Here is a 25,042-nt window from a genome sequence, read left to right on the forward strand (position 1 = left end):
AATATTACGGATTATTTAGAGCGGTGAATTCATGGAAAAGATGGATCTTATAAAAAGGAACGTGCAGGAAATAGTTACGGAAGAGGAACTTACTAAATTGTTGGGGACAAAGGAACATCCTTCAGCATATACCGGCTATGAACCAAGCGGAAAGATCCACATGGGTCACGTTCTTACTGTTAACAAATTACTCGACCTCCAGAAAGCCGGATTCGAGATCACGGTCCTTCTTGCGGATGTTCATGCTTACCTTAATCAAAAAGGGACAATGGAAGAAGTACGCAAGACCGCTGATTACAACAAGGAATGTTTCCTTGCACTTGGCCTTGATCCGGAGAAGACGAAATTCGTCTATGGCTCTGATTTCCAGTTATCTCCTGAATACATGCTGAATGTTCTCAAACTTACCCAGGCCACTTCACTCAACAGGGCAAAGAGAAGCATGGACGAGGTGGGTAGGAAGATGGAAGACCCAAAGGTGTCCCAGATGGTCTATCCGATCATGCAGGCAGTGGATATTGCTCTTCTTGGTGTCGATGTTGCAGTTGGTGGCATTGACCAGAGGAAGATTCACATGCTTGCAAGAGAAGGTCTTCCTGGACTTGGCTTTAAGGCACCTCTTTGTATCCACACACCTATCCTTCTCGGACTGGACGGTACGAAGATGTCCTCTTCAAATGAGAACTACATCTCTGTTGACGATGATGAAGCAGCTCTCAAAAAGAAGTTCAAGAAAGCATTCTGTCCCGCAGAGGATATTGAGAACAATCCGGTCCTTGAGTTGTTCAAGTACCACATAAGCCCACGCTATGATGAGATGGTCTTCGAAAGACCGGAAAAGTTCGGCGGTAACCTTGTCTGCAAGAGTTATGCTGAGCTTGAAAAAGTGTTTGCAGACGGCAGTCTTCACCCAATGGACCTGAAGAACGGTGCGGCTAAATACCTCAATGAGATACTCGAACCGGTTCGTGCAGTTCTTGACTGATTATATTTTGGCAGAAATTCGTTTCTGCCTACACAACCTATTTAATGCTTGCACTCTAACAATTAATTCAATGAACATATGTTAAGATGGGGAGTAATATGAAATACACGTTTCAGGACTCTACCGACCTCCCTCTTCAAAGAGATATTATCAAGGATATTCAGAATTTCGTTGATACATCAAGAAAGGTCCTTCCGATAGAGAACGCTTCCATTGAAAAGAACGACGATCTCTACAGAAGGCGTATCTCTCTGGAAAAAGGGGTCGATGAGCTCGAGTCTATTAATAGTAAGGTTCTTGAATTCATAAACGGTCTGACAAAAGATTCTGATATGCAAGAGATCCTTGATTACAGGAATTCTGTTTTTGATCAGTGTGATGCTTCTTTCAATAGAAGTACAAAGACAATGCAATTTGAGATCGAGAGCATCAATAATAGCATCGAAGATGGGAATCTGGGTGCAAGCAGACAGATACTGTCGAGTCTCAATTCTCTTTTTGAAGGTGGCATCTATGGGACGACAGACAGGTTCTTCGCTTCAATGAACAGGGGTGCTCTTAGTGGGAAACTTTCATCAACGGTCGCAGGAATGGAATACGAGTCTGAACTCACTTTCAAGGATGACCTGCTAACCATAAGGGGTGTATATGGCACTCTTTTCCTGCCTACGTGGATAAAGTCTGGCATATTTTACAAAGAAGAAAAGGTCAAACTGGAAGAAGTATCCGATTTCATGTTAACATCCCTGGAATTTGATGATGGTCGGGCTGTTGCCAGTTTTGAGAATAAGAAAGCCACCAAACGTTTCAAGGTTGAAATGGATGGCCACTCATTTATATTACATTACGATGGGAACGAGGTGACTGCAGACCCTACTTTAATGCAGTCCCTGAAATCGGAACATGTGCTAGCTTTGCTCGATGCATTTAAAGAACACATTAGTTCCAGCATCCAAAAAAACACTCTTGTCAAATTAGTGCTTGATGGCGATGATGCTATCATGAACAATCAGATATTCGATTGCTTGAAACTTATCGCCGAGCAGTTCACAGAACTTATAAACGAGTGTCTTGAAAGGGGTTATTCTAAGGATGAGATCACTATAAAGATCGAGGAGAACGATGGTACTCGCACTGAAAAATATGTGAGCAAGACCGATCTGTTCGACCAGCTTTCGGAGCTTGGTAGCGAAGGTCTGGAACTCGCAAGCCTTCTCAGTGTGGACAATATTTGATCTGAACTCCCGGTACTTTTGTACCGGTACGATCTTTCATTTCTTTGCTTTCTCTTTATGATTTTGCTCTAGAGAATTCTTATAGTTTATATTATATAAAAAAGGGAAATACGAGTTGATATCTTTGATAATAAACGATCTTACCATAATATTTGGTCTATCCATAGTTATCCTTTACTTATGTCATCGCCTTCACATCCCCATTATTGTCGGTTTTCTTATGACCGGAATACTCGTAGGTCCCCATGGCTATGGCTTTATTGATGCCGTCGAAGAGGTGGAAGTGCTTGCAGAGATGGGCATCGTCCTTCTTTTGTTCACTATAGGTGTGGAGCTGTCAATTAAAGATCTCTGGAAGATCAAAAGAGCGGTTGTATTCGGAGGCTCTATTCAGGTCCTTCTAACAATTATTGCTGTCTTTTTCATTGCCAACTACCTGGGTTACGGGATAGGCGAATCGATCTTCATTGGCTTTCTTTTCTCTCTGAGCAGTACTGCCATAGTGCTCAAACTGTTGCAGAAACGCGGGGAACTTCAGGCACCTCACGGTCGCTTTTCACTTGCAGTTCTATTGTATCAGGATGTCATTGTCGTACCAATGATACTTCTGACTCCATTCCTTGCAGGTGCTGGCTCCATGTCGGATGCTGCTTTTATTCCTATCATCGCAAAAGGACTTGGTTTGATAATTCTTGTTTTTGCAAGTGCAAAATGGATCGTTCCACAAGTACTTTTCCAGATAACAAAGACAAGGGATCCTGAACTGTTCTTTCTCAGTATAATCGTCATTTGTCTTTCTGTCGCATGGCTAACATCGAGTCTGGGTCTGTCCCTAGCTCTGGGGGCATTCCTTGCAGGGCTTATCATCTCCGAATCCGAATATAGTCATCAGGCACTGAGTAACCTCATCCCGTTCCGTGATATTTTCATGAGCTTCTTTTTCATATCCATAGGAATGCTGCTTGACCTTGGCTATTTCCTGAATGATCCTGTTCTGTTCATACTTGTCGCAGTCTGTGTATTAATGCTCAAATCGGTAATTGCAGGAATGTCTTCGTATCTGCTCGGTTTCCCTTTGCATACGGCTGTAATGGCAGGACTTGGTCTTGCACAGGTAGGTGAGTTCTCCTTCGTTCTCTCCACTTTCGGTGTGGAGTATGGTCTGCTCACCAATGATGTCTATCAGCTTTTCCTTGTGGTCTCTATTCTTACTATGGCAGTCACATCATCTGTGATGTCCCTGTCCCCGAAAGTCGCGGACAAAGTTGTTAACCTTCCCATCCCTTCAAAAATGAAATGTGGCTTTCACTCCCGTAAAATGATGCCGGTACTTGACAAGGAGGGTCATCTGGAAGACCATCTTATCATTGCAGGATTTGGTTTTAATGGCAGGACAGTTGCAAAAGCTGCAACGGTTGCAGGCATTCCTTATCTTATCCTTGACACGAACCCTGAGACCGTCAGGAAGGAGCAACTAAAGGGCGAGCTCATCTATTATGGTGACTCTTCCCAGCAGGGTGTTCTGGAACATGCGGATATCAAGGACGCGAGGGTAATGGTAGTTTGTATCTCTGATCCTGCAGGTACAAGAAGGGCCATTTCATTGGCACGTAAGCTGAATCCCAATATCCATATTATCGCACGTACTCAATATCTTCAGGAAATGGAGCCGCTCTATGAGCTGGGTGCCAACGAGGTAATACCTGAGGAATTCGAGACCTCGATAGAAATATTCGTGCGTCTGATGAAGCGCTACCTCGTTCCCAAGGACGAGATCGAGAAGTTCATCTCGGAGATCCGCTCAGATGGGTATGAGATGTTCAGGACACTGTCAGGTGCCATGAGCATCTATGACATGGAGATAGACCTGCCGGAAATGGATATTACCAATCTGAGAGTACGGGCATCCTCCTTTGCAGTCGGCAAGAACCTATTACAGCTCGATCTCAGGAAAAAGTACAGTGTCACATTGCTTGCTATCAGGAGGGGTTCGGATATCATGGCGAATCCTGATGCGGATCTCGTTCTGAGATCAGGCGATGTGCTTGTACTCATGGGCTCACCAGAAATGATATCAAAGGTAACACCTCTCTTTGTAGGTGGGGATATTTAACAGAATGACCAGGTGATCTCATGGAACAAAGCATTGAACAGATAAATCGCAAGATCGAAAAAGGAGATGCAGTTGTGCTTACTGCTCAACAGGTCTGCGACCTTGTGGATAGTGGGGAAGATATAAGAGCTGAAGATGTGGATGTCGTGACAGCAGCCACGCGTGCCATAATGAGTGGCACATACGCGATCCTGTCATTTCCTGTGGAGTCTTCACACAGTTTCTTACGTGCAAAAGAAGTCTATATGAATGGTGTGCCTGCACACGTTGGCCCCTGTCCGAACGAAAGGCTGGGTATCCTTGACCTTATGCTTTTCGGTACAGACCATAGTGTGGATGACTCCCGTTATGGTGCAGGTCATCTTTTCCGTGACCTTGCAGAAAGAATGTCTGTGGAGGTCAAAGTAGTTACTGATAAAGGTGAATCGTTCAAGACACAGGTAACCCTTGATGATATGCCGTATGCTATGCTTTACGGTACAAGGCATGCTTTCAAGAACTATTCCGCATTCGTGAACACTTCGGACGAGCCGGCAGCCAGCATATTCCATGCCATGGAGTTTGGCCCAAGGCTCACAGAGGCTACTATTTCCGGTTGCGGCCAGATCAATCCGGTCAAGAACGATCCTCTTTTGGAATCCATTGGAATTGGAACGCGTATGCTTATGAACGGCTCCGAAGGTTTCATTATGGGCTCCGGGACCCGCAGCAGTGCGGAAAAACCCAACCTTACGGCCTTTGCGGATATGCATGGGATGAAACCTGAATACATGGGCGGCTTCTTCACGTCAGCAGGTCCGGAATGTATCGTTTCCTGGGCTGTTCCTGTTCCTGTGACAAGTGATTCAGTGCTCGAGTCGATAAAGGAACGTGACCGGCAGCTTAAGATGTCGGTAATGGCCGTTGATAAAAGGGCATGTGTTGGTTATTCTGACTATGGCGATGTATGGGAAGGAACTGACCTGATGATAGACTTCAGCCCGGATGAATGCATTGGCTGTACTTTGTGCGAACCTGCGGAGATGTGTCCCATGGCTTCTATCAGCTTTGAGGACGGTGAGGTAAAACTTGACAGGTACACATGCTTCAATTGCGGTCTTTGTTCCACTCTGTGTGTGACCGATGTTTACACTGCGGATCTTGGCTCCATCAATTTTGAGCTTGGTGGCGAGTCCACAAATGTTCCTATCGTCCTGCGTCAGTCTGATAAGAAAAGGGCTCTGGAATTATCCGAAAAGTTAAAAGAACAGATACTTGATGGTTCTTTCAGGATGACATCGATGGTCGAGCGCATTCGGACATGAACCTCTCGATTATTTCTTCAGGGGTCAGGTGTATCACGGGAACTTTCGAATTTCCTGCATCAACGTGCACCACAATTACTCCCCTGTCAACATTTTTTAGTTTATCCCTGAATTCCTCTTCGCTGAACGTATTATGAACTTCATCGATGCCAGCTCCTTTTGCAACGAGTGCAAGATCGGTACCAAGAGCTGTGGCTGTGAGCTGGTCTCCGGTAGAACCGTAGGCTCCATTATCTATTATTATCAAAAGGTAATTTTCCGGTTGTTGATGTGCAATGGTGGCAAGACTTCCCATGTTCATAAGGACCGAACCGTCCCCGTCTATTGCTATGACATGTCTGTCGGGAACCGAAAGCGCAACTCCAAGGCCGATGGATGATGAAAGTCCCATTGAGCCCAGCATGTAGAAGTTCGCACTTCTGTCTTTCAGATCATGTAGTTCGCGGGAAGGGTATCCAATATTGCAGATGAGGAGCGAATCCTTATCTTCTGCCTTTTGGACTATCGCTTTAATGGCATCGAAACGTCTCATTCTGCCTCCCAGAACCCGATCTCAAGAAGAACTGCCACAGGTCTCTTTTTTTCAATGGCTATTCTCCACGCATAGTGTATTGCGTCTTCCACAGTATCGATGGTGGGAACGATGTATGGTATGTCAAGGGTATCAAGTAACGAAGGTGTCATTTGTCCCATTGGGTACTGTGCACAAATGGTCTCTCCCTCACAACCACGGTGGCTCATTATAAGGAGTAGCGGGATATGAAAAAGGTTGTTCAATGATGCCAAAGCATTGATCGAGTTCCCGAGGCCCGAATTTTGCATTAACATTGCAGGTATCCTTCCTCCCATGTAAGCTCCGGCACAGATGCCCACACCTTCCTCTTCGCGGGTGACTGGAATATGTAGCATTGTAGGATCGTCATCGATCATGGGGAATATTTCTTTCAGGTTAATACAGGGTACACTCACCACGAAGTCCACGCCTGTCATCTTTATACCGTTAAATACTGCTACACTGGCATCCATTTGTATCACCATACCTTAAGATCGATGGTATTGTTCATTCAACATCCTCTGTTCTTTAAAAGTTCAGTGACCTTCTCCAATATCTTGTTCTCTGCATCCACATCATCAGGGGACACTGCAAGATCAACACTCAACTGCCGGGTTGTTAATTCCTCTTCCAGGCGTTTCTGACCCCCTCCGGTAATGTTCAGAACAATGCTTTCATCAGCCTTTATCTCGCCCTTTTCCAAGGCCTTCATTATAGCTGCACAGGCAATTGCAGGAGCAGGTAACATGTCAATGCCTTCGTTCTCTTCAAAGAGCTTTCTTGCCTCGTCAGCTTCTTTGTTCGTTATTCCATAGATGATCCCATTTGTGTCATCAAGGGCATCCTTCACACCACCGATTGCTCCGTATGGTGGTTTTCTGTTGAACAGCACATCATCGTACATCTCTTCCGGGCAGTTCCCATTGATATTTTCCCCGGTCCAGGTTGAATAAAGCGGTGCACATGGCAGGTTTTGTGCAAGATGAAGACGTGGCATATTATTCCCGAAACGACCATCCTCTATGAGCCTCATGGATGCTTCCCATGCGGATATTCCGCCAGTACCGCTTCCCACAGCCTGGAAATAATGCTGTGGGAGGCTCTTTGTCGTGAGGACCGCATCAAGCATCACGGTTCCCATACCATCGCGTCTGGCAACGTTGCGTGCTCCGCCTTCACTGACAAAACCATCCCTTGATGCTATCTTTTCCGCCATTGCAATGGCCTGGTAGTAATCACCATCTACAGTTACAGTACAGACCGAAGATGTGTCCTCTTCAGTTGTCCAGAGCCTATGCGTGCTGTTCTTTGGAACTATTAGCAATAACGGATATCCTGTTATTGATGCCACATGGGCAAATGCCCTTGCAGTATTGCCGGCGGATGCTACAACGAGCACCCTCTTCTCATTGTGTTCAATGAGGCGCTGCATGGTCGGGAACGATTCCAGGTCTTTAAAACTGCATGTTCTTATGGCACCCTCCTTTTCAGGCCAGTATCCATTGAAAGTTATGTTCAGGTTGGTCAATCCCAGTTCCTTTGCAAACCCTTCGCTTTTATAGGTCACAGGTCTGCCGGACCCTTTCTCGATTATGCCGTTCACAGGCAGCCAGTCGTAATATCTCCATATTCCAGGCATATCGGTTGGTTCGATCTGCTTTTTGAAGTATTCGGTACGTGGTAGAGCATCATCATCAGGACAGTGTAATGCGTATGGGTCACGAACCTCCCCGCACCCGGGGCATTTCACAATATACTTGTTCATGGTTGCAAGTCGGAAAATATGTTTATATATCTTTTCATTAAAAGGGCAAAATTTGCCTTATTGTGAATCTATTGTGGCCGGTAATGTACATTTCGGACACAACCGTTCAAAGAAATGCTGCACTCTCTTGAGTCTATTACCCAGAACAAAATAAAATGAGGCTATCAAAGCCTCAGAAAAGAGAAGGTTTCAATCTTTTAAAGTTCCCACGACTGTGAAATCTTCCAGTACATCGTCATCATGGGGCGCATCTTCCTGATCCACGGTAAGGTCGATCCCTGCGTCATGCATTCCCTGATGGTCGCCATCCTCCCAGAGCATGCTCTCGGTTACATCATAGACCTTCCCCTTATATGCAATATAGCATTTTTCTCCATCCTTGCCGTTGTATTTTGCAAGTTCTTCTTTTGTGAATTCTTCCATTTGATTCCTCCCAATTTTCTATATCTTTACTATGTCCTAATAATTATTTATGCTTTTTTAAATGTGACCCAGAACATACTACCTTTTCCTTCCGGATTATCTTCCACACCAACCTTTCCTTTATGGAGGTCAACTATCCTCTTTACGATGGCAAGTCCAAGTCCGCTTCCCTTTATACTCTTGTTTCCCACACGTTTGAAACGCTCGAATACCAATGGCTTGTCTTCGTCTGAAATACCTTCACCTGAATCAGTGACCGAGATCTTACAATTATCATCCGCATCTTCGATATGGACCACTATGTCCCCTTTGTCAGGTCCGTATTTCAATGAATTTGATATGAAATTGACGAAAACTTCCTCTATCATCGGATTTGCAAGTACGGTGCATGCCCCTTCCGATTCTATCCTGATATCCACACCTTTTTGTTCTGCCTGATACTCAAAGTTGGCTATAATGCCATTTATCATATTACCAACATCAATGGCTTCAAACTCCAGATCATCGGTAGATTCCAGTTTGGCAAAAGCAGCTGCACTTTCAATGAGTTCAATAAGGTTCTTGGTACTGATATCGATCTTTTCCAATCTTTTCAGCTTCGTTTCATCATCTTCTGAAGAAAGCATCATGTATGTATATCCACTTATCACAGTTGCGTGGTTCAAAAGGTCATGTCGCATGATGTCTGTAAAGATATCCTTGAGTTCATTTGAATGCTCAAGTTCTTCAGAGTATTTTTTAAGCAGTTTTTCGGACTTGACGCGTTCTGTGATATCAAGGATGGATCCAATAAGTCCTACTGTTTCTCCATTCATATCCGTGAAGACAGATTTGTGGAATATCACATCCTGCATGCTCTTTGTAACTGGGTTTTCGATCTGACTTTCATATATCTGGATCCCTCCACTGGTCATGAGGTCCATATCCATTTCGTGATATTTATGAGCAAGATCATTTTGACAAAACTCATATACAGTTTTTCCAATGATCTCATCTTTCTTGTGAGCTGTCATATCCTCGAAAGCTTTGTTACATCCGATGTATAGTCCTTTTTTGTCTTTATAGAACATCGGTGCAGGTGTAGCGTCCATCAGTTCCTGAAGGAAATGAAGCTGTTTTTTCAGTTCGTTTTCAGATCTCACGCGCTGAGTTATGTCAAGGATAACTCCTATGAGTCCTGCTGTTTCTCCATTCATGTCAGTGAAAACGGACTTATTGAAAAGGACATTACGCTCTGTATTATCTCCTATGTAAACGGCATCAGATTCGTATATCTGTGTACCTCCGTCCTTCACAAGTTCCTGGTCCATATGATGGTATTCTTCAGCCTGCTTCTCATCATAGATCTTATATGCGTCCTTTCCGATCATATCCTCACATTTTGATCCGGAAAAGGTCTCAAAGGCCCTGTTGCATCCAAGATAGTTTCCATATCTATCTTTATAGTACACAGGTGCAGGGATCGCTTCAAGGAGTTCCTGCATGAAATGGGAGTGCTTTCTTTGGGCTTCATCTGCCTCTTTACGTTCTGTTATATCGAATACTGCACCTATTTGTCCTGCAACGTTACCATCCATATCTGTGAATACCGAATTGTTAAAAATAACTGCACGTTTTTTCCCGGAAACTGATGGTAAGAAGTACTCATATGTCTGAGTACCCCCCTTTTCAATAAGCTCCGTATTCATCTTATTGTACTTCTCTGCGATATCTTGCTCGTACAGGTCATAAACACCTTTTCCGACCATGTCCTCTTTTGGTATGCCTGTAAATTCTGCAAAGGTATTGTTGCATCCAAGGTAGATCCCGTCCTTGTCTTTATAGAATATTGGCACTGGAATGGCATCGATAAGTTCCTGCATGAAATGAACCTGTTGTTTTTTCATCTTCTCGGCTTCTTTTTGCCTGGTGATGTCATTTCCAATTGCAATTGAGCCTATGGTCTCCCCACTCTCATCAAGAAGGTCCCTTGAATTCCATGATATTATACGCTCTTTTCCATCCTTTCTTACGATCGCGGTTTCAAATCCTGATACCTTCTTTCCTTCGTTTATGATAGCATTGGCGGTGGCGAATATCTCATCTCTATATTTTTTATCGGGATATAGGAGATCCCATATTTTAGTGGTCCCAAGTACTTCTTCTCTGGAATATCCACTTATGGCCTCTGCAGCATTGTTCCATACAATTACCTCTGCATCTTTGTTGAGGACATTTATCCATACATCTGCACTTTCAATGATGGTCTGCTGGAATTGGTTAAGTCTGTACAGGTCTTCTTCGGCAATTTTTTTCTCTGTAAAATCCTGCACTGTAAAAGTGACCCCTGCTGAAGGTTCATTAATATCGATAAGTGCAAATGTCATATAGATATCTCTGATATCCCCGTTTTTGCAAACCCATTGTGATTCTATTAAACCTGGTTTCTTGCTATCGATAATTCTCTTCAGTTCTTTGCCAACACGTTCGTATTCTTCATGACTTGGATAGAGCATCTCAGTATCCTGTCCGATAAGTTCATCCTTTGTATATCCGAACATCTTGTACAGTTTATCATTGACATCGAGGAGCTTGCGTGCCCATGTGATCCCTATTCCTGTTGGTGTTGCCTGGAATATACTCCGAATATGCTGCTCTTTCTTCTCTTTTTCCAGTGCTGTCCTTTTCTTTTCGGTGATGTCCTGTGCGGTAAAGGTCATTCCTACTTCGGGATTGTTGGAATCTATCAGAGCTCCTGTTAGTAACACGTCAATGGTCTTTCCTTCCTTTTTTCTGAGCTTTGCTTCGACAGTTACCGTTGTTCTGTCTTTTATAAGCTTAATGAGCTTAGTACCAACTTTATTATATTCCTCTTCGGAATCGTAACATATCATTACGTTCCTTCCGATGAGCTCTTCCCTTGAGTAACCTACAATGTCACAGAATCCCTGATTCACATCTTCGAATACCCTATTCCAGACAACACCGATCCCGATCGGTGTGGCAAGGAATATACTTCTGTTCTTTGCTTCCTTTTCTCGAATGGTCCTTTCAGCAAGCTTTTTCTCAGTGATATCCTGCATTGTGAAAATATACCCTTTTGAAGCATCGTCAGGGTCTGCAAGAGCAAAATTAAGCAGTATATATGTTATCTCTCCGTTCTTCCTTTTGAAAGGGTACTCTACAGTAGCTATTCGTTTTTCAGTTAGATCGGGGTATATCTCATTCCCGGCCTTTTTGTAATCTTCATTGGAAAGGTAGAATCTCCGGGTATCCTGCCCTATCATTTCTGACCTTTGATACCCTGTCATACGACAAACTTCATCGTTAATTTCCAATATCTTCCGACCAATAACTTTTCCAATTCCGATCGGAGCTACACGCAATATACTTTCTGAACGGGCCTTCTCTTCTTTCAGGGAAGCTTCAATTTCCTTTCGTTCCTCGATTTCCTTCTTTAGGTCCTCGTTGGCCTTTGTCAGTTCAGCGGTCCTTTCATCAACAAGCTTTTCAAGGTGTTTGCGATATGTCCGCAGATCCTCTTCCGTGAGCTTATGTTCGTTTATATCCCTGAGAACTCCAATGATACCTGCTGAGCTTCCATCTTCATTGCTCTGGAAATGTGGCAGGTTTTCCATCCAATGTGGATTTCCTTCGCTATCGACCAATCTGAACGTTGTATTAAAAGCTCTACGATCTTCCATCATCTTATGGAACTCATCAATGAGCCTTTCACGATCGCCTGGATATATGTGCTCATCAAAATAATTGTTATGTATGTCTTCAGGATCGAGTCCATAGTGATTCATCTGTGGGCTGATATAGAGTACAATTCCTTCTGAATTCACTATGTAGAGTATATCACTTGTATTCTCTATGAGGAACTTGTATTTCTCTTCCCCTTTGTTCACTAGATCTTCAATAGAGACAAAACGATCGTTTTCTGTCATTGCTGTTGCCTACCTTTCGGTGAACTTCTCAATTAACAATATTAATTTTCAAGTGTGTATATACAGTTCACTCCAATTATATATGAAGTGTTCTATCAATTGTTTTCCTCCAGAACTTCCACGACCCTTTTTAGCATCTCACGTATCCGAATATGCTGTGGACAATGTTCTTCGCACAGCCCACATTCCGTGCACCTTGAGGCTGCTTCTTCAGGTGGTACGAACAGACCGTACTGGTAACTCGCTTTCTCAACATTGCCATACATTGAGGCACTGTTAAGGTAGGTAAATGCAGCTGGGATATTCACACCTGATGGGCATGGCATACAATATTTGCAGTTAGTACAATTGGCTTCCATTTTCTCATTGTAGAACTTGCGTACCCTTTGGAGAACTTCTTTGTCATCATCTGTAAGCGAATTTGCCTCTCCTTTCTCAGCATATTCTATATTCTGCTCCACCTGCTCAAAAGTGCTCATTCCGCTAAGAACTATGCTTATTTCCGGCTGGTCCCACAAATACTGGAAACACCAGTTTGCAGGTGTCCGTTCTATCTCGGCACTATCCCAGATGCGCTGTACTGTTTCAGGCACCTGTACGAGATTTCCTCCTCGTAGGGGTTCCATTATGGCTACATCTATGCCTTTTTGTTTGGCATATTGAAGTCCCTGCTTTCCTGCCTGGTAGTCCTCATCCATGAAATTATACTGTATCATGCAGAAATCCCAGTCGTAGCCATCTATGATCTCTTTGAACACCGTTATGTCGTCGTGGAACGAGAATCCGATATATTTGATCTTTCCACTGGAAATGGCATTCTCGATGAATTCGAACATGCCAAGCTCTCTCATTTTGTTCCAGTATCCCCTCGTGAATCCATGCATGAGGTAATAATCAATATGGTCTGTCTGAAGGCGCTCCAACTGTTCTTCAAGGAATCTGTCCATATCCTCTCTTGTCTGGACAAGCCATAACGGAAGCTTTGTGGCAAGGAGCACCTTGTCCCGATGACCGTTCGCAAGTACCTTTCCAACAAAGGGTTCGCTCATTCCCGCATGATATGGGTAAGCGGTATCAAAGTAATTGACCCCCTTTTCAATAGCAAATTCGATCATTCGGGTCGCTTCTTCCTCATCGATCTGATCTTCTTTTCCATCGATGACGGGAAATCTCATGCAACCAAATCCAAGTATAGAGACCTTTTCCTCTGTATTGCCAAATTTACGATATAACATCTAATCCCTCTATTTTATGTATGATCAATTAATTCTTGGTTATAGTTCTCTATCTGTATGTATCCTGTCTTTCTAAATGGTTGATGTTGTTACTATTCATTATTTGCGATGGTGTTGAATTGTATAAAACAGTAGGTTCCTTTGCAGTTGTCCGAAAAGAGTTCAAAAACTCTACTTTCATAGGTCATGTGAGGTCCATCGATAGTGAGGCTGAGGCAAGGACCTTTATCGATCAGCTCAAGGAACAGTACAGTGATGCCAATCACAATGTTTCGGCATACCTTATAAAGAATGAAACTGCTCTGGTGGCGAAGTATGATGATGACGGAGAACCTGCCGGAAGCTCGGGAAAACCTGTTTTCAAGGTGCTGGAGCTTAAGGGGTTGAGCAATACTGTGGTCGTGATCACCCGTTATTTTGGGGGTATCAAACTGGGGTTTGGCGGGCTTTCAAGGGCCTACAGGGAAACAGCAGTCGCTGCGATCGAGGAAGCGGGGATAGTTGAGGTCCATGAGATGGTGGACCTGGTGGTCCGCCTTGATTATTCTGATATGCAGTCTGTCAAAAGGCTGGCCGAGGAATATGGACAGGTCACCGGGGAGGATTATAGTGATGTGGTCGAACTGTCCGTTAAGGTGAGAAAGGGTGAGGAAGATGGTTTTGCAGACAAGCTCACCAATCTGACAAAGGACAGGGCGAAAATAGTGAAAATATGAGCAATGGCTGTGAGGCTGGGGTATATTTGTTTCATTGCTCTGTGTTATTTGATGGCATAGAAACCTGCCTGCATGTATGATGTCCAGAAAAGCTCACATGTGGTGAATCCGGTCTCTTTTAGCATTTCAATATGTTCGGCGATCGTTATCGGGAAATAAGCGGTTCCGTATCGTTTCAGATTATCTTCCACAGCAACACTTTCCTTTCCACATTCAAGCTGGAACCTTCTCAATCGGTCCATGACGATCTCTATCCCCTTTTCTGTCGCAGGTGCAGTATTCTCGAACGTTACAAAAATACCACCCTTTTTCAGCATTCCGTAGCATTTCGCTGTGGTGTTTACCCTTTCTTCCCTGTTCAGGTAGTGATGGGACTGTATCGCTGTGACAACATCGCATTTTGGGACTTCGGATAGTGGCAGGTCTGCGGTGGTATAATTTGTAAAATTGAACCTTTCAGTAGGATATTTCCCGAGTCTGGTCCTTGCATATGACAGCATTTCTTCGGAAGGGTCGTTCAGGTAAAAGTTGCACTCATCAAATGTCTGATTTGCGAGCTCAATTAATGACCCTGTTCCACACCCGGTGTCAAGCCATACCTCACAATCAGGTTTTGTTGTTCTGATGAGATCGATGATCTCCTTTTGGAAGCTGGAATAATGGGGTATTGTCCGGTGTATGTTCTTCTCATAGTGTTCCGGTGTGAATTGTGTAACATTGGTCATGATCTGCCCTCTTTTTTATTCCTGTTATCAATTATATACGATATTATTTATGACTCCCTTTTTAAGGATATTTCCCACCTTTCCATATATATTCTATATACTGTATTTCTTAATCTATATTCTATGCTGATAAATCCTATATACTACTCTGTTTATTTGGAAATTGATATAGGGTTCAGAGAAGGTCCTTCTCCTTCTTCAGGGTAGTATTATGATAGACAATAATAAAATATTCAGAAAAATAATCGATTCGATCACAACGTTATTCCTCTACGTACTTTTGTTGACCCTGGTCGTAGGGATGCTTAAAACCGTATTCGATCTGAGGTTAACGCTCTTCACTTCACTGGATGTAGGCTTTAATCATATGGTCTCAAGTGTTCTCACTATTTTCATACTGATTGACCTGTTCAACACTTTTGTCGATTACCATGAACATGAGAGGATCAAACTGACCTATGTCACCGATGCTACCATACTGATAGTCATGCGCGAGATCGCTGTGGGAATGTATGCCAAAGAGTTCACATCCGATTTTATATTTGCTCTTTCGTCACTCATCCTTGTACTTGGTATTGTGCGTTTGATGGCGATAAAGTATTCACCTGAGCACGAAGGCGGTAGTTTCAAGTTCCCTAAGGTTTCAGTTAAAAAAGGTTCGGGATCAGATGAGTGATCCCTTAACTGCATTATTTTTTGATGGGATCGAAGGAATGTTTTAATTTGTATCGACTATGTTCTCTGCAACTGAAGATCTGCAGGAACTGCCCGGGCAACTGTAGAGACCCATGGACATGGAATGTTCTCCACTAACAAAAATAGCATTAAAGATCCTGTCTGCAAACCTTCTTGCGACAGCCGTAAATGAAGGGACATTTAGACCAATTACACGACTCATTGTATTATCACCTGTAACCATAAGTTATTCACAATAGTATATAACAATGTCGTCAATTATTACTAAAAGTAATAATGCGTTGTTGCTAGTTCCGCATAGCTCTGACAGTCCTTTGTATATCTCTTATACGATGAGATCACTTTTTGGACCTGTATCTGAAATCAAAACCAAGGTGATCCAACGCAAACAATGCCAACATCATCACAGTGAAGATCAAGATGATATATGCATAGGATGTCAGCAGATAAGGAATGAGGCCAGCACTTGCTAACCCGTTATCCATATACTCGAACACGCTGATCGTTCTATTGTATATTGGATAAAAATACTGTATGTCGGCTCCTTCAAGGTCATCCAGCAATAGATGTGAAAGGGATGCAGCCTCGGCAAAAAGCCCCATATATACAGCCCTGCCAAATTCCCTATATGCCACATATCCAATAATTGTTCCAAATAGGATCGCAGAAGAACTGAACAGCAGTGAATGCGTTGGTATCGTTCCGATCTCGCAATGTTCTATGGTACCATTTACAAGGATATTATAAACGGCCATTATGTCCGGGTACAATGCAAAGAATGCTCCTACAAACAGTAGCAACAGGAGATGCATGATATTCCTGGATGAAATATCTCTGCGAAGGAGCGTTAGCAGGGTTGTATAGACTGCTATTGCACAGATGCAGAACACGAAGAATATAACATGCTCAACTGGATATGGCATATTAAAAGATAGGACCTCTGAGTGTATAAGATTATCTGAGGGTGTGCTGGTGGGATGTTGAATTCTTTTTCCACCAATATAATGAGAATTTTAAAAGCTGCGGGCCAGCGTATCCGACCGCCAGAAGAGCGATCCCTTAACTGAATTAATTTTTAAAAATAAAAGTAAGGCTGTCCTGCGATCTTACTCGCAGGAAGTCTTCATTTAAGCGAATGGGTGTTCTGCACAGTCCTTCTTTGCAATTGCTTCATCTACGGTAGGTGTTCCTTCGACAGCACGCTTTAATGCAAGCTTTGTTGCTTCGTAGTTGTACTCGTAGATCTTTTCTTTGTCTATTGCATTCCACTGGATGAACACTGAAACGATTATCAGTAAATTCTCTGCTTCTTCCTTTGGGATCACGCCTTCTGCAACACTGTCCATTACAGCCTTTGCAACGGATGCCTGAGCAGGTCCGAACATAAGGACAGCCTGGTTTGCATTTTTGATAGTTACCTTGTTCACTAAAAGGGTTGCAGGTTTTGGTATTACATTTGGTTCAAGCACTGCAAGCAATGGGGTATGTCCCTGGCTTGGTGATGAAAGTGCGTTCATGAATGCTGTCTCGACTGGACTTCCCTTTGTACCGATTACAATATCGATATGAGCGATCTCATCTCCTTCTCCTACCAATGCTTCGCCAATAAGACTTGTTGTAATTTTTGCCATGATTATATCTCCATTTGGACTTTGTAGAAATGCCCTGATCTGTATCCTGCAATTAAGGTTCTGAAATAATATCTCAGCTTTTAGCCAGATCATAAGGGCTATCTGCAAAGCCATAATTGCACTCCTTAATTACAAAAAGTTATTTAAGTACTTAACCTAACCAATTGGTAATCAGGTGAGAGATCATGGGAGAATTGAAATTCAGCCCTATAGACAAAGCAATCAGATTAATAAGCAAAAAGTGGACCCTTAATATTATCAGGGACCTGTTCTGTGGCAAGAAACAATTTAATGAATTCTTAAAAAGCAATCCCAAACTCAGCAGTAAGGTCCTATCCGATAAATTACGTCAGTTAGAACAGGACGAGCTGATAGAAAAAGTGATCGTTTCCAAGACACCCTTGTCTATAGAATACCATCTGACAGGTAAAGGTAGGAACTTGAACAGGGTGCTCTACGAACTTTCAGAATTTGCATATAAGGAATGCGTTGATGGATCAGCCCTCGAATGTACGGAACAAAGTTCGGAGTTGACCAAAAAAATATTGAATATTATTGATTGAACTCTCCTTTTGGAAAGGATTTTTAACTTAAAGTCGGTGTTTTCAAGTCTCCTGCAGGTGTAGTTGAAGGCGTTTCGGGATCATATGAGTAATCCCTTTTATGTTGGGTATCCTCGTGGACAATGTCCATGAGGTGTCCTTCTTAATCCTTTAAACCATTCAAATTCACCTCGTTTGCAGCTACCTCCTTTATCCTATTGATGATCGACTCCAGTCCATTCGATCTTGCAGGCGAGAGGTTTGACTTCAATCCTATCTTTTCAATGAAATACAGGTCAGCATCTAAGATCTCCTGGGGATACCGATCGTTCACTACCTTGGCCACAAGGGCAATGATCCCTTTAGTTATCATGGCATCACTATCGAGATCAAAGCTCAATTTGCCAGCTTCAGTATAACTTCTGATCCAAACTTTGGACTGGCATCCGCTGATCGAATTGTCTTCGGTCTTAAACTCCTCCTCCATGGGTTTGAGCTTTTTACCGAAAGAGATGAGGAGGGAATATTTGTCAAACCACTCGAGGCCATCAAATTCTTCTATGATCTCATCCTGAATAGCGTCGTTCACTTGTACATCATCTCTACTTTTTCTATCCCTTCGACCAGCATGTCCACATCTTCTTTTGTATTGTACAATGCAAAACTTGCTCTAACTGTGCCTTCTATCCCGAGGGATCTCATCAATGGCTGGGCGCAATGATGTCCGGTCCTGACAGCAACTCCCATCTTGTCCAATATCAATCCTACATCATAATGGTGAATGTTATCCAGATTAAATGAGACAGCTCCGCACATCTCCTTGGTATTTCCATAAACCGTCACATTATCCATTTCCAGCAGTTTGTCCCTCGCGTAGGAATATACCTCATGTTCATGCTTTTTTATTTTATCCATGCCTATTTTCTGCATGTGATCAATTGCTGCACCAATACTTATTGCTCCTGCAATATCCGGTGTGCCTGCTTCAAATCTTAAAGGAGGTTCCAGATAAGTCGTTTTTTCAAGACTTACTCTATCGATCATACCCCCTCCGCCTATTGCCGGCATGATATCACTGAAGCGATCGCTCGTATAAAGCACTCCAACCCCTGTCGATGCATACATCTTATGGCCTGAGAATGCTAAAAAATCGCAACCTATGTCCTTTACATCAAGGGGCAAATGCTGTATTGACTGGGCTGCATCCACCAGGACCGGGATATCGTGATCCTTTGCAATTTCAGTGATCTCTTTGATCTCATTTACACAACCAAGAACATTTGAGGCATGAGCTATGGCTATCAATTTAGTCTTGTTCGTGATCTCCATTGAGTCTATCAGCAGATCGCAATCCTCATCCATGGGAATTGACCTTACCTTTGCCCCTGCTATCTGCCATGGCACGATATTAGAGTGGTGTTCCATACCGGTCACCAGAACTTCGTTCCCCCTCAATATAGGTGCAAGCGAGCGTGCGACCTGATTGATGGAACCGGTCGTTCCGGAAGTGAATGTCACTTCACTTGAGTTACGGGCACCTATGAAGTCGCTTACCTTTTTTCTGGCTTGTTCATACCTTTCACTTGAGACCTCGCTCAGGTAATGCACTCCCCTGTGGATATTACTGTTATCTGTCCTATAGAAATCAGATATAGTATCGATCACAGTGTCCGGCTTTTGGGTCGTTGCTGCGTTATCAAGATAGACCAGTCTTTTCCCGTACACCTTTTGTGCAAGTATGGGGAAATCCTTTGCAAGATCTGTCATCGTTTCACCATCTCAACAAGAGAGAACCATTTTTTATCATCGCTAAAGATGTTCTCTACGGAAAGCCCTGCAGCACCTGCCATCCTTTTGATGCTATCAACAGTATATTTATGGGAGTTTTCGGTGTGTATCGTCTCTCCCTTTTTGAAGATAATTTTCTCATTCAGTATGGGGCTTGTTACTTCCATATCTTTTTTTGCTTTCAGGTGCATCTCGATCCGGGAGTGTTCTCTATTGAAGAATGCAAGATGCTCGAATTCCTCTGGATCGAAATTTGTCTCAAGATGCTCATTTGCAACCTTCAGTATGTTCTTATTGAATTCTGCAGTGATCCCCTGGCTGTCGTTGTAGGCTCTTTCGATGATATCAATATCCTTTACCATGTCCATTCCAAGGAGAAGTCTGTCGTTCTTGTTCATGGCTCTGCCGAGTTCGGTCATGAATTCAATTGATCTTGCTTTAGTGAGATTGCCTATTGTGCTCCCGAAGAAACAGAATAGCCTTTTTCTTTTTCCCTGGATCTTTTCGATATGTTCGAGGAAGTCAGCAGTGATCCCATGGACCTTCATTTCAGGATATCGATTCTGAAGATCACAAGCGGATCTCTCTATAGCATCTTTGCAGACGTCGACCGGATAATAGACTATTGTCTGGCGGACCTCTTTTGGCACTTCGTCGAGGAACACTGAGATCTTCGAACAGTCCCCGCTTCCAAGCTCTACGAGGTCATTGTCCTCTATCTCCTGTTTCAGCTTCTGAGCAGTTGATCTGAGCAATGGGATCTCGATCTTTGGGGGATAATATTCTTCTAATCTGGTGATCTCCTCGAACAATTCTGACCCATGACTGTCGTAGAAGAACATGCTGGGAAGGGTTTTAGGATCGGATCTCAGGCATGCCAGCAGTTCATCCCGAATCGAACTTTCTCCGATCTCGGGCATGAAATCTTCTATGATCATTGTTCAGGCACTCCCTTTTCCGAAGGAAGCTTGTTATTGCTCCATTCAAGCCATCCCCCGTCATAGACCGCTGCGTTGTCCCAGCCCATGAGCCAGGCGTTGAAGAAGGCCTCACTCCCCCTCCACCCTGTTCCGCAGTAGAAGGCGTTGCGCTTTTCGGGAACTATCCCGATCTTCTCCCAGATCTCTGCAACTTCCTGAGCTTCGCTCATGGTATGGTCCAGGTTCCTGTAGTTCTCCATGTGGTAGGCATCTGTTCCGCAATCCCCGAACACTGCTCCCGGTATCCTTCCCTTCTCCTCGATATAGTGATAACCACTTATTTCCCCGATGTATTCTCTCCAGCTTCTGATGCACACCAGGTTCTTGTCAGGAGATGCAAGGATCTCCTTCGCTTCTTCCAGATCGACCACGATCTCCGGTCTTTGAGGAATGTCGACCCCAAAGGATACCTTATTATTTTCAGCAGGCTCCCTGGTGATGTCATAGCCTGAATCAAGCCAGGACTGAATGCCACCATTGAGTATGCGAACATCTTTTACCCCTGCATAGAGCATGATGAATGCGCATCTCATTGCACCCAGATGCCCTGCGCTGCTTCCCGGGAACGGATCATCATAACTTGGTGAGGAGAACCTTCCATAGAGAATGACCGTGGTATCATGTGTTATACCTGCATTTTCCAGGACCTCCTTTAGTTCTTCAGGAGAGCGGCGATTCCAGTTATCCTCATATTCAAGGGAGGTTGTGTCAATGGATATTGCTCCCGGGATATGCCCCTTCTCATAATCGGCAGGGTTCCTGTAGTGGGAATGACACAACACGAACTTATCATTGTCATATTCCGGAGCTTCATTCGTAGTGATCAATCGATCAAGCCAATCTGCTGAGACCAGTTGACTATATCTTTCAAGATGCTCCATAGGCAGATCTTTCTCCGCCCATTCAAGAAAAGAGTTGTAAACAGTTACATCAGGATAACCGGCCTTTCCAAATTGCCTTGCCACCTCTTCCGTTCTATCCACGTCATACCCATAAATGACCAGAGAATCCTCCGGCAGGATCCCTTTATTCCTGACGATCTCTATCCAGTCAATATAGTGTAACCATTTATACGGCAGAGTCTTTGCACCCTTTATGTGCCCACCTCTTGCCTCCCCACCTTCCTTCCAACCATTATAAGCATCAATAGGCCTTATGTCAATAACCTTATACTTATGCAAGCTCTCAGCTAATTCTTTAGTTGCAATTTCCCCCATGCAGTAAAATTGGTTTAATAATTATATAATATTTGTTGTTTAGGTAGTAGAGATCTTTAGATTCTGGATTTATCCATCCGGGTCAGATGAGTAATCCCTTTATTATTCATTTTTTGAAGATATTGATGATTGTATTTGTATTTCCAATTCATCCGGTGTAGATAGTATAATTAGTAGAATTAATAGAAGGCTTGGGAAAAGAGATGATTCTGAGCTATTGAGGAAGAAGATCAGTGATATGTCCTATACTGAATGGAAGAAGATGGGTTTCTCTAAAGGTACTTTGCATTATATGAAGCAGAACGCTATGAATGATAAACCGTTTATATTGAATGCTCATGTTAGGGAGAGATTAGACGGCTGGGTACTACCTTGGTATAATATGTGCTACATAATCTTATTTAAGCAGTTCCTCCATAATAATATAACAATAAAAAAAGTAGAGATTGCCTTAGCAACACATACTATAATTAATATATCCTATTTTACTCAATAAACACTGTCTACTTCCAATTGTTTCTTTTATTTAAAGCCGTATCACAATCTTCAAATGTTTACTTTCCTGATTTCCTTCTATTACATTCTTTGCAAAGCATTTGACAATTATTTGAATTTGTTTTACCACCTGCATGCCAAGGCGTAATATGGTCACCTTCCATTTCAGTTATTTCAAAATGTTTATGACAATCAGTACAAATGCCCTTTTGTCTTTCATATGCAGAACTCTTTTGACTTTCTGAAAAAGCACGAAGATTTAAGTGCTTCTCTTTTTTGGTCAAAACGTACATATAGATTCCTTTTTTATTAGTAACATCATCATCTATCATAAGTTTTTTAATTTGTTCTTCTAAATCCAATGTATCATACAACTTATCTTTAAATTCGTCATATAAACTTCCCCATTGTACCTTCTTCATTTCTTTTCGATATTCGGGGAAATTGAGTTTAACCCATTCAATAACATTTCTAAAATAAGTCCATAATTCATTTGCATTGGGATCATGTTGATGAAGTGACATGTACTCCTCTATTTCACCCTTATTCATCCAGTCAAGTGCAGTTTGCAAAATATCTTGACGTATAGGAGAACCACCAACATAATTTTTTGATAAGAGGTGTGCAGCACAATTTGATTTACTAAAAATCGACTTTGCATTTGTGAGCCAAGGGCCTGTATATGTTGCATTACGTAATTCTTGATCGGTAAGTCGTTCTCCAGCAATGTTGATAATTCTAAACCATGCTAATTTTTCTGTATCTGTACCTTCACAGAAATAAACCATTACCTTATAGCTGAGAATTTGCTCTTTTTCATCATCCTTTAAGTTAGCAAAAGACTTTGGATAATCACCCATATGAACAGAAAACCCATTATCCACATACTGGCAAAAGCTAATTGTTCGTTGTTGGCCATCAAGTACTTCAAATGAGCCATCATCATTCTTTACCCAATACATAACATTAAGAGGAAAGCCTTTGCGTATAGTCTCAATTACAGCATTACGTTTTCCTTCATCATACACAAACTCACGCTGATACTTTGGACGAATATTTAAACATCCATTATAACCAACTACACCCTCTTCAGCATTATCTATATATTTTTCCGCTATATCACGGATCGATATTTCCTGTAAGTCTATTTTCATTTTCCCCCTCCTTTAGAGATTTTTTTTCGGATTAAAATCCTTCCATAAGGACACTTCTTTTTCCCATCGATGGTATAGGCTAAATCTGTACGCCCTCTGTAGTTCTTTGTAATTCCTAACTCTTTGGCGAAATTCCCCGAACCCACACCCAACAGTTCAAATTGTTCGGGATTCAATTTATCTAAAAATGTTATTGGTACTCCCATAATTCCATCGTAATCACAAGGAATATCTGTGTACGTATTAATATCAATCGCATCATAATTATCATATTTTATATAATCATCAGGTGAATACCTCTTATATAGAGTTACAAATTCTTTGTGCTTGTCTACTGGAAAGGTTGTAATCCAACACGAAGAAGCTACTCTTGCAATTTTTTTACCGTTTTCAATGTGATGATATTTTTCATAATTATCTGGGATTTCAAAAAACATACCTTTATTAAAATTAGTATATCCAGTTCTTGCATTGTCTTCCCGTATTAATGGAAATAATTCTTTATATGTAAGAGAGTTGGTATTTCCTATGATGATGAAATCTTTTTCAGCTTCTGTTAAAGCTACAATGAATGGACGAAACAAACTAAAAGGCGGATTAGTAACTACAATGTCACACTCTTTTAATAGTTCTGCACATTCCTCACTTCTAAAATCACCATCCTCAGTTAGTATTGTTAAAACATTTTTGTCGCTTCTAATCAATTGTTCTACATCTAACAAATCAATGGCACCATCACCATTAAAATCTTCTACTTCAGTTATCTCAATTTTATATGCCTTTTTACCGTCCGATACTGCATATGCATCTCCTTCTTCATCGAAAGGGCTTAATTGTGTATAAACAATAGGAGAAGTCCCATAACAAGTAGCGATTAACTTTTTCAATCCTAAATAGTTGAAATTCATTGAGAAATACTTAAAAAAATTACTTTCATACGGGTCATCACAGTTACAAAATACTATTTTCCCTTTGAAATTATCCTTGTAATGATTCATTTCTAACTCAATATCAGTTAACTTCGTGTAAAATTCATCTTTTTTATTAGCCTTTGCTTTATTTAAATCTTTATAACTATTTGCCATATTATCCCGCTCCTTTTATTGAAATATATCGTATATATTATATAGCAAAAACTTAACAACATCCACTTCTCCTCAAATTTAAAAATAAATCTCAGAAATCAAACATACTTAAATAAGTATACTCTTAATTTATATAAATTCCAACCTTTTACAGTAAAATATTTACAATTACACAGCCGTATAGTATACTATTAGTAATTTATCTGTTAATTTATAGAGCTTATTTTTAGTCTGTTTCAGCACTATTTTTTTAAAAAGTATATGCAAACTCACTTCGACTTACTACTCTAATTGTTAAAGTTCGATTTTTTCACGTTAACTATATCCCCGACATTCTGTGCGAGGGTTGAATTCGAACTCCGGGAAAATTCAAAATTTATAAAGAATGGACTATTTAGCCGTTTTAGCTTAAAGCGAAAAGCTAATTTGAAGCCTCCCTCAAAAGAGTTATCGGTTTGGAATAGATAGTAT

At 42.1% G+C, this 25,042-nt stretch carries 23 protein-coding genes; 7 read left to right on the forward strand and 16 right to left on the reverse strand.

Features of this window, described 5'->3' with window-relative positions:
* The first annotated feature begins 31 nt into the window (after window positions 1–31).
* The 4 genes from AC20MK_RS01565 (at window position 32) to AC20MK_RS01580 (ending at window position 5,637) form a co-directional block, all read left to right on the forward strand.
* Window positions 32–985, forward strand: coding sequence for a tyrosine--tRNA ligase (locus AC20MK_RS01565; protein ID WP_487356266.1), 954 nt, complete (start codon window positions 32–34; stop codon window positions 983–985).
* A 98-nt stretch (window positions 986–1,083) separates the two neighbouring features.
* Complete coding sequence (locus tag AC20MK_RS01570; RefSeq protein ID WP_487356267.1) at window positions 1,084–2,220, forward strand: hypothetical protein; 1,137 nt, start codon at window positions 1,084–1,086, stop codon at window positions 2,218–2,220.
* Between the two features lie 124 nt (window positions 2,221–2,344).
* Window positions 2,345–4,333 carry a monovalent cation:proton antiporter family protein gene (locus AC20MK_RS01575; RefSeq protein WP_487356268.1) on the forward strand — a complete coding sequence of 663 codons (1,989 nt, stop codon included), beginning with the start codon at window positions 2,345–2,347 and terminating at the stop codon, window positions 4,331–4,333.
* A gap of 20 nt (window positions 4,334–4,353) precedes the next feature.
* Window positions 4,354–5,637, forward strand: a complete 1,284-nt coding sequence (locus AC20MK_RS01580; protein ID WP_487356269.1) for a methanogenesis marker 16 metalloprotein — start codon at window positions 4,354–4,356, stop codon at window positions 5,635–5,637.
* Here AC20MK_RS01580 and comE read toward each other — a convergent pair.
* The 6 genes from comE to AC20MK_RS01610 form a co-directional block, all read right to left on the reverse strand.
* Window positions 5,600–6,169 carry a sulfopyruvate decarboxylase subunit beta gene (gene comE, locus AC20MK_RS01585; protein ID WP_487356270.1) on the reverse strand — a complete coding sequence of 190 codons (570 nt, stop codon included), beginning with the start codon at window positions 6,167–6,169 and terminating at the stop codon, window positions 5,600–5,602. The two genes, AC20MK_RS01580 and comE, sit on opposite strands and share 38 nt — an antisense overlap.
* Complete coding sequence (gene comD, locus AC20MK_RS01590; protein ID WP_487356271.1) at window positions 6,166–6,663, reverse strand: sulfopyruvate decarboxylase subunit alpha; 498 nt, start codon at window positions 6,661–6,663, stop codon at window positions 6,166–6,168. The genes comE and comD overlap by 4 nt, the downstream gene beginning before the upstream one ends.
* A gap of 38 nt (window positions 6,664–6,701) precedes the next feature.
* Complete coding sequence (locus AC20MK_RS01595; protein ID WP_487356272.1) at window positions 6,702–7,955, reverse strand: cysteate synthase; 1,254 nt, start codon at window positions 7,953–7,955, stop codon at window positions 6,702–6,704.
* Between the two features lie 189 nt (window positions 7,956–8,144).
* The gene (locus AC20MK_RS01600; RefSeq protein ID WP_487356273.1) at window positions 8,145–8,378 is read right to left on the reverse strand and encodes a cytochrome b5 domain-containing protein; all 234 of its coding nucleotides are present in this window, start codon (window positions 8,376–8,378) and stop codon (window positions 8,145–8,147) included.
* Window positions 8,379–8,425: 47 nt separating this feature from the next.
* The gene (locus AC20MK_RS01605) at window positions 8,426–12,307 is read right to left on the reverse strand and encodes a PAS domain-containing sensor histidine kinase (protein ID WP_487356274.1); all 3,882 of its coding nucleotides are present in this window, start codon (window positions 12,305–12,307) and stop codon (window positions 8,426–8,428) included.
* Window positions 12,308–12,402: 95 nt separating this feature from the next.
* Entirely contained in the window at window positions 12,403–13,542 is a 1,140-nt protein-coding gene (locus AC20MK_RS01610) for an aldo/keto reductase (RefSeq protein WP_487356275.1), read from the reverse strand.
* Window positions 13,543–13,661: 119 nt separating this feature from the next.
* On the opposite strand from AC20MK_RS01610, the gene AC20MK_RS01615 reads away from it, so the two are divergent.
* Window positions 13,662–14,258 (forward strand): IMPACT family protein, encoded by a 597-nt coding sequence (locus AC20MK_RS01615; protein WP_487356276.1) that lies wholly within the window; start codon window positions 13,662–13,664, stop codon window positions 14,256–14,258.
* 44 nt (window positions 14,259–14,302) lie between these two features.
* Here AC20MK_RS01615 and AC20MK_RS01620 read toward each other — a convergent pair whose 3' ends face one another.
* Entirely contained in the window at window positions 14,303–14,983 is a 681-nt protein-coding gene (locus AC20MK_RS01620; RefSeq protein ID WP_487356277.1) for a class I SAM-dependent methyltransferase, read from the reverse strand.
* A 211-nt stretch (window positions 14,984–15,194) separates the two neighbouring features.
* Between AC20MK_RS01620 and AC20MK_RS01625 the strand changes: the two genes are divergently transcribed.
* Window positions 15,195–15,659: a phosphate-starvation-inducible PsiE family protein gene (locus tag AC20MK_RS01625; protein WP_487356278.1), complete on the forward strand. Its 465-nt coding sequence runs from the start codon at window positions 15,195–15,197 to the stop codon at window positions 15,657–15,659.
* 42 nt (window positions 15,660–15,701) lie between these two features.
* Here the strand turns inward: AC20MK_RS01625 and AC20MK_RS01630 are convergent, their stop codons facing one another.
* The 3 genes from AC20MK_RS01630 to fae form a co-directional block, all read right to left on the reverse strand.
* Entirely contained in the window at window positions 15,702–15,881 is a 180-nt protein-coding gene (locus AC20MK_RS01630; protein WP_487356279.1) for a hypothetical protein, read from the reverse strand.
* 136 nt (window positions 15,882–16,017) lie between these two features.
* Entirely contained in the window at window positions 16,018–16,602 is a 585-nt protein-coding gene (locus AC20MK_RS01635) for a metal-dependent hydrolase (RefSeq protein WP_487356280.1), read from the reverse strand.
* 204 nt (window positions 16,603–16,806) lie between these two features.
* On the reverse strand, window positions 16,807–17,424 hold the full coding sequence (fae, locus tag AC20MK_RS01640) for a formaldehyde-activating enzyme (RefSeq protein WP_487356281.1): 618 nt from the start codon (window positions 17,422–17,424) through the stop codon (window positions 16,807–16,809).
* 71 nt (window positions 17,425–17,495) lie between these two features.
* On the opposite strand from fae, the gene AC20MK_RS01645 reads away from it, so the two are divergent.
* Window positions 17,496–17,873, forward strand: coding sequence for a winged helix-turn-helix transcriptional regulator (locus tag AC20MK_RS01645; RefSeq protein ID WP_487356282.1), 378 nt, complete (start codon window positions 17,496–17,498; stop codon window positions 17,871–17,873).
* A gap of 142 nt (window positions 17,874–18,015) precedes the next feature.
* Here the strand turns inward: AC20MK_RS01645 and AC20MK_RS01650 are convergent, their stop codons facing one another.
* The 6 genes from AC20MK_RS01650 to AC20MK_RS01675 form a co-directional block, all read right to left on the reverse strand.
* On the reverse strand, window positions 18,016–18,441 hold the full coding sequence (locus tag AC20MK_RS01650; protein WP_487356283.1) for a SufE family protein: 426 nt from the start codon (window positions 18,439–18,441) through the stop codon (window positions 18,016–18,018).
* On the reverse strand, window positions 18,438–19,619 hold the full coding sequence (locus AC20MK_RS01655) for an aminotransferase class V-fold PLP-dependent enzyme (RefSeq protein WP_487356284.1): 1,182 nt from the start codon (window positions 19,617–19,619) through the stop codon (window positions 18,438–18,440). Before AC20MK_RS01655 ends, AC20MK_RS01650 begins: the two co-directional genes overlap by 4 nt.
* Window positions 19,616–20,578, reverse strand: a complete 963-nt coding sequence (gene egtD, locus AC20MK_RS01660) for an L-histidine N(alpha)-methyltransferase (protein WP_487356285.1) — start codon at window positions 20,576–20,578, stop codon at window positions 19,616–19,618. The genes AC20MK_RS01655 and egtD overlap by 4 nt, the downstream gene beginning before the upstream one ends.
* Window positions 20,575–21,837 (reverse strand): sulfurtransferase, encoded by a 1,263-nt coding sequence (locus tag AC20MK_RS01665; protein ID WP_487356286.1) that lies wholly within the window; start codon window positions 21,835–21,837, stop codon window positions 20,575–20,577. The genes egtD and AC20MK_RS01665 overlap by 4 nt, the downstream gene beginning before the upstream one ends.
* Window positions 21,838–22,391: 554 nt before the next feature.
* Window positions 22,392–23,486 (reverse strand): HNH endonuclease family protein, encoded by a 1,095-nt coding sequence (locus AC20MK_RS01670; RefSeq protein ID WP_487356287.1) that lies wholly within the window; start codon window positions 23,484–23,486, stop codon window positions 22,392–22,394.
* A complete protein-coding gene (locus AC20MK_RS01675; protein ID WP_487356288.1) occupies window positions 23,483–24,571 on the reverse strand; it encodes an adenine-specific methyltransferase EcoRI family protein in 1,089 nt (362 codons plus the stop codon). Before AC20MK_RS01675 ends, AC20MK_RS01670 begins: the two co-directional genes overlap by 4 nt.
* Window positions 24,572–25,042 lie beyond the last annotated feature (471 nt).

Source organism: Methanococcoides sp. DA23, from assembly GCF_057593895.1.